6 protein-coding genes are annotated in these 6,074 nt (G+C 40.5%); 2 read left to right on the forward strand and 4 right to left on the reverse strand.

What is annotated here, in order from left to right:
- Positions 1–664 precede the first annotated feature (664 nt).
- Positions 665–1,261, forward strand: a complete 597-nt coding sequence (locus CK510_RS24735) for an S-layer family protein (protein ID WP_095724206.1) — start codon at positions 665–667, stop codon at positions 1,259–1,261.
- A 104-nt stretch (positions 1,262–1,365) separates the two neighbouring features.
- Positions 1,366–1,839, forward strand: coding sequence for an S-layer family protein (locus tag CK510_RS24740; RefSeq protein WP_143289422.1), 474 nt, complete (start codon positions 1,366–1,368; stop codon positions 1,837–1,839).
- Between the two features lie 280 nt (positions 1,840–2,119).
- On the opposite strand, the gene CK510_RS24745 is transcribed toward CK510_RS24740, so the two are convergent.
- The 4 genes from CK510_RS24745 to CK510_RS24760 form a co-directional block, all read right to left on the reverse strand.
- Positions 2,120–2,566: an SRPBCC family protein gene (locus CK510_RS24745; RefSeq protein WP_095724208.1), complete on the reverse strand. Its 447-nt coding sequence runs from the start codon at positions 2,564–2,566 to the stop codon at positions 2,120–2,122.
- A 106-nt stretch (positions 2,567–2,672) separates the two neighbouring features.
- The gene (zds, locus tag CK510_RS24750) at positions 2,673–4,112 is read right to left on the reverse strand and encodes a 9,9'-di-cis-zeta-carotene desaturase (RefSeq protein WP_095724209.1); all 1,440 of its coding nucleotides are present in this window, start codon (positions 4,110–4,112) and stop codon (positions 2,673–2,675) included.
- Positions 4,113–4,237: 125 nt separating this feature from the next.
- Positions 4,238–4,396 carry a ribbon-helix-helix domain-containing protein gene (locus CK510_RS24755; RefSeq protein WP_095724210.1) on the reverse strand — a complete coding sequence of 53 codons (159 nt, stop codon included), beginning with the start codon at positions 4,394–4,396 and terminating at the stop codon, positions 4,238–4,240.
- A 298-nt stretch (positions 4,397–4,694) separates the two neighbouring features.
- Positions 4,695–5,855 (reverse strand): hypothetical protein, encoded by a 1,161-nt coding sequence (locus CK510_RS24760; protein ID WP_095724211.1) that lies wholly within the window; start codon positions 5,853–5,855, stop codon positions 4,695–4,697.
- Positions 5,856–6,074 lie beyond the last annotated feature (219 nt).

Consider the following 6,074-nt stretch of genomic DNA (forward strand, 5'->3'; position numbering starts at 1 on the left):
AAAGCTAATAAATTTAAACTTCCCAACCCCTGCAATGCAAGCAATAAAGCATCGGAACTACCATCAATTGTATTCGCATTGGGTGCAACTTGCGATCGCAAGAAATATTCGACTTTATCCAGGTTCATATATTTCTTCTTTTCCTATCCCCCACACCAAAAAATAATCCCCTTGGAAACCCGTAAATATCGGGAGTCAAGGGGTTCAAATGTTGCAGCAAAAAGTGAATTATTAATAAGTTAGCAGGTTTGAGGTTAAATCTTCAGTAAAGCCAGGTTAAGATTTGGTAAAGCAAGCTAAACAGGGACACTAAATTACTGACTTGAAGCGAGTAAAGTATCCCTGAATATGCTGATGTGACTTGGTTTTGCTCTTCTACTTGGAGAATAGTATCGATTTTGCTACTGGTTTTAAAATAGCGATTAATTATCTTGGTAGAGCCGATATAGTACTTGCTCAAGCCAATTGAGGGGAAGAGGGTAGATACCCCTCATAGGAGTTTTGAATTGCGTGTTGTACCAATTTCAGTAAATCGAAAAGTTTTCCCTAAAATCCCAAGTCTCAAGCCCAAAATCGAATAACTATGTGCATAAGTAAAAACTACAGGAAATAGTGATATATGTAACTTAGTGAGCATATTTACTAGATTTTGCCAAAATTAGCGATGCATATTTCACCAAAACATCTGCAAAAATTTATCTTATCTTCTGTTTTTGTCTTTACGATCGCACCAATATTTCCCACAGCAGCACAAATTACTCCAGATAATACCCTGGGTACAGAGCGATCGCGTTTGGATAGCAATGTTTTAATTAACAGTGTTTTGGGGGATAAAATCAATGGTGGAGCGATTCGCGATCGCAATCTTTTTCACAGTTTCAGTGATATCAATGTCAACACTGGTAGTATCAGACTAGATAACAAAAGCGCGATCGCATCCTTAACTAACTCAGGGAATGGTGGAAATATTTTCCTTGACATCAACGACTTTTTAGTTCTACGCAACAGTAGCAATATTTCCACTACCGCAGGACTTCAACAATTTGGCGGTGATGGTGGTAACATTACAATTAACATACCCTTCATCATTGCTGCACCTGGTGAAAACAGTAATATTGCCGCTAATGCCTTCACCGGAAAAGGTGGTCAAATTAACATTACAACCCAGGGTATTTTCGGGATTGAACCCCGTACCCAAGCATCAGACGCAACCAAGGATATTAGAGAACTCCACAGAAAGAAATGCCCAATGTCATTCTGAGGAACGTACGCGCTTCGCGTTGCCGCAGGCTAGAATCTCGCGTAGATGCTTCGTTCCACCCTGCGGGAAGCAAGCTACAGCATGACAACACAGGATCATTCATTTTGTGGCTTACTCTTACCGCAAGTTCTGAACTCGGAATACAGGGAGAAATTGCCATCACCAACCCAGAAATTGACCCGACCAAGGGAATAATCGAATTACCAAATGATGTAGTTGATATAAGTAATCAAATTGGTCAGCTTTGCCCCAGAGGTTATGACGCTGTGAGAAAACCTTTAAGTAGTTTTACCATCATTGGACGCGGTAGTTTACCACCAAGTCCATTAGAACCATTATCGGGTACAGCACGTATTCCCCTCGCGACTTTGGATGGTGAGGAAAAAGGGCAAAGGGAAACAAGACAAGAGAGACAAGAAAATAAATCTTTCCCCACTCAATCCACTCCCCAAATTATTGAAGCACAGGGTTGGGTAAAAACTGCTGACGGTGGTATTGCCCTTGTAGCTCAAGTACCCAAAGCAACACCATCATCTCAAGCCAAGACTTCCCCATGTCCTCAACCTGTTGAGCAATAGATATTTTATTCATATCCCTGACTTTTTAAAAAAGTCGGGGATATATGGGGAGGCGGCTTAAACTAAGTTTAATCTTAAGCCTCTCTCCGCTATGCCTGACGGCAGGCTTACGCCAACGGGGAGAGGTACCCTGCGGGTAGCGCTGAGTCGCAAGCGACACGCTTCGCGTAGCTCGCTTCCCCGGAGGGCTACGCTCTATGGAGAGGGGTTCTATATTAGTCAAGGTTAAAGTCGTTCGCAGTATAAACAAAATCAGGAATATCTGGGAAAAATCAACATCTCAAATTTGCTCTTTGACATTGAGCGCATATTGTTTAAACCTTTCCAAATCTGCCTGTACGGTAGACTCAACTATCCTTCCCAAAAATAAATTATCCATGATTTTGCCCAGGAAGCCGGGTATACCGTAGGCAATGGTCATTTTGACAATACTGCTGGTTTTGCGGTCATAAAATCGAATTGCACCGCGATTCGGTAAGCCATCGATTGATTGCCATTCGATAATTTGATTGGGGATTTGCTTAAGAATGCGCGATCGCCAACTAAACTCAAATCCATTAGAACTCAGTTTCCATACCGATATCTCTGGGTTATCTTCAGGAATTTTCACCGAATCAATCCATTTCATCCAACGTGGCATTTGTTCTAAATCTGACCACAGACTCCATACTAAATCTATTGGAGCCTCGACTTCGACTTGTACAGTATGTTCTAACCAGTCTGTCATTTTATTTTTAGGATTTTAATATATGGTGATGGGGCAATGGGCAATATTAAGTAAAAGAACCTCTCCCCGTATAACAATGCCCAATTCCCAATGCCCAATTCCCGATTTACTTTTTAACAGTCTCCAAAATTACTTTTGCTGCTTGCCGTCCTGAAAGTGTTGCCCCTTCCATACTATCTATATAATCTTGTTGCGTATAACTTCCCGCTAAAAAAAAGTTAGGAATCGGTGTCTTTTGATTAGGACGAAAAACATCCATTCCCGGAGCCTCACGGTACAGCGACTGAGCTAATTTCACCACCCCAGACCAAGTTACATTTAATTCCCGCGCTGAGGGAAATAATTCATGTAGTTGCTTCAGGGAATACTCAACTATCTCTTCGTTACTTTTTTTAATAAACTGGTCACCAGGAGTTAATACTAGTTGAATTAGCGAACCTTGTCCCTCACGATAATAGTCAGCAGGACTAGTTAAGGCTAAATCGGCAAAACAGGAAAAGTCAACGTCGGCAGAATACAGCAAATTATCGATTCCAGCAGCATGATTTAGCTGTTTACGCTGTTCCCCATCTTGCAATTCCGTTACCCAACCATCGAAACGTAATTGCACCGTTGCCACTGGTACGGCATCAAGCTTATAAATATTATCAAATTCTGACCATTTACGCCAATCTTCGGGCAACAAACGCTGGATTCCCGGTACATCGCAAGCAGCAACATAGGCATCAGCAGTAATCGCTTCTATTGTGTCGCCATTTGCCACTGATATCTCCGTCACCTGGGTTTGTCCATCCAGTTCTGCATACTTGATTTCCCTAACTTGGCGACGAGTGTATATCTTCGTACCTCTTGCTTCCAAATAATCAAGGATGGGTTTGTGCATGTATTCATAGGGTGAACCCTTGAGCATCCTTAGCTTTGAAGCTTCAGTACGCACCGCAAACAATTGAAAAATCGTCAGCATACATCGTGCCGAAATATTCTCAGTGTCGATAAAACCCAAAGCCAATGCGATCGGGTCCCATAACTTACGGAGGCTATTATTGTTACCACCGTGACTACGAAACCAGTCGGCAAAGCTGATTTTATCCAACTTGCGGATTGTTCGCATTGCCCCATCGAAATCTACCAAACCTTGAACAACCGGACTTGTACCCAGTGCGATCGCATTCCGAAATTTATCGTAGGAGGAAAGCTGGGATGTGGTAAAAAATGCCTTTAAACCATTCAAAGGTGCCCCCGTGATAAAACGAAAATCGAGCGCACCTAAATTTCCTCCCTTGTTGACAAAATTATGGGTATGTTGCTTTGGCAAAAAGTTATCCAAAGCACCCACCTTTTCCATCAAACTAAAAAGCTGGTAATAGCAACCGAAGAAAACGTGCAACCCCATCTCGACATGATTGCCATCACCATCTACCCAACTGCCCGCTTTCCCCCCAACAAACGAACGGGACTCAAAAATTTCGACTTCACAACCAGCATCCACTAAATCAACTGCGGTTGCTAGCCCAGCTAAACCCGCACCTACGATCGCAACTCGCATTCCCAACTTCCCTTATCAGTTTTCTTTACAAATTGTAACTGGCTTGGTGTCCAAGAGTGCGAGTTGTTCTGATTTGGGTATTCAGTATTGGGGACTAATATTCAGTATTTCCCTCTTGCTTTCCCCTACTTTGCTTCTTCTGGTACTGGCAAACCTCTAATCAACTCTCGGATTACGTCCGTCGCTGGTCTACCTGTTTGCTGGCAATATAGTTCAAGTTTTTCAGCCTCCTGTGTCGCTAAATTCACAGTTATACGTTTTACAGCCCACTTCTTATTAGTCATTTTTGTTATGCTTCTACTTTACACTTGTAGCCGTTAGTTAATTAGGGTGGTGAGAAGTAATCAAAATATCATTTTTTCACTAAATTAGAATTCTCATTAATACAATCAGTTTTGATTTTTCAAAGTATTTGTCACTTTCTAATAAAGTATAAAATTCCAACTTTGTAGTGTGTTATTGTGACAGGAAAAATATCGTACACTGACTATTACAGCAAAGTAAACTATCAACAGGATGAAAATAATCCTGTCAGCTAAAATTTATAAATCAATGTTATTTTTGTTACTTTTAAATAAATAACTATTTGACAAAATCATCATCAAATTTATGGGGGACTTGACGAAAATCTAATTCTCCAAAGACTTCGGGCGAAAACATCTGCCACAAAACTTGATAAGATGGCATCAGCGTATCGGCTTGTTTGGATGTTAAACGTTCTTTAATTTCTTGACCCAAAAAATATAGCATTTGGCGAATTAGTTCCCAATGAATATTAAAAGTTGGATAAAGGATTATACACAAAGGGAACAATTCTTGTTGAATTGCAGAAACATTTCCTTCTAAGCTTCCTAACCAAAGGTAAACTTGAAACATTTCCACATCTCGAATGCTCGATAATTTTATCAATGGGTTGCTTAAAATACCTGAAGAGCAACGGTAATTAGGGTAATAGTCAATGATTTTTTCGGTTATTTTTTTAGCAATTTCTGTACTTACTGGTAATAGGTTTTGGACTGCGAGCAAAGCCGGAGAATCGTAATCATGGTTGCCAGCTGCTTCATATGCACGTTGGAGTGGCATATATAAGTGGTCATCAATCGCTTTGAAGTAAGCACCAAGTACAGAACGCTCTAAATCTGATAAAGTTTCGAGTAGCATTTGACTTGTGTAATGAAATTGCATACTCACAAAACCAATAATTCGTGGGTCTTGTTGAGTATATTTCTTTCGCAAAGCTCCAACCTCTAAACCGATTACTGTAGCTAACTGACTAGGTGCAACTTGTTCTGTGTAAACCTCCAATGCTTTTTGATACAAAGGTTTCCCCTGACGTGCTAACCTCATTAACGTTGATAATTGCTGCAACGGTGCTTGTTGAGCATAAACATCCAAAGTTTTCCCATAAATATTGAACGAGTCAGCTGTTATTTCCCACGGATTCAGTAGCTCTGGGTCTATTTTGTGGCGTTTTGCTTCTTGATATAGCAATATCTCCACTTTATACCAAGCTTGGTGGCTAACCGTTCGCAAAGATGCCATTAATTTTTTTGCGGTATTTTTTCTTCCCTCTTGTGAAACTACTTCTTTCAGGCTAATCGTATCTTCCTTGCCTTGTTTGCAGAAATCGCTATCAAGATTTTGTAAATACTTTTTTGCCCACTGTAGCGCTAACGATTGGGTAACTTCTAGATCGGCAAAGCTTGAACTTTGCTCGTCTTTCTCCCCACATTTTGTGTTCATTATTGCCCTGGTTTATCTTTGATATTGTTATCTCAAAATCTCTAGTAGCTGGATTATTTAATTGTATATGTTGTGTCTAAATTACTTGCTATTCTTTAAGTAATCTTGATTTTTCCCTCGAATTATATTGGTGAATTCATGAACTGTTTGTAAAGAAAACTGATAAGGGAAGTTGGGAATGCGAGTTGCGATCGTAGGTGCGGGTTTAGCTGGGCTAGC

Origin of the sequence: Brunnivagina elsteri CCALA 953 (assembly GCF_002289455.1) — a bacterium.
GTDB lineage: Bacteria > Cyanobacteriota > Cyanobacteriia > Cyanobacteriales > Nostocaceae > Brunnivagina > Brunnivagina elsteri.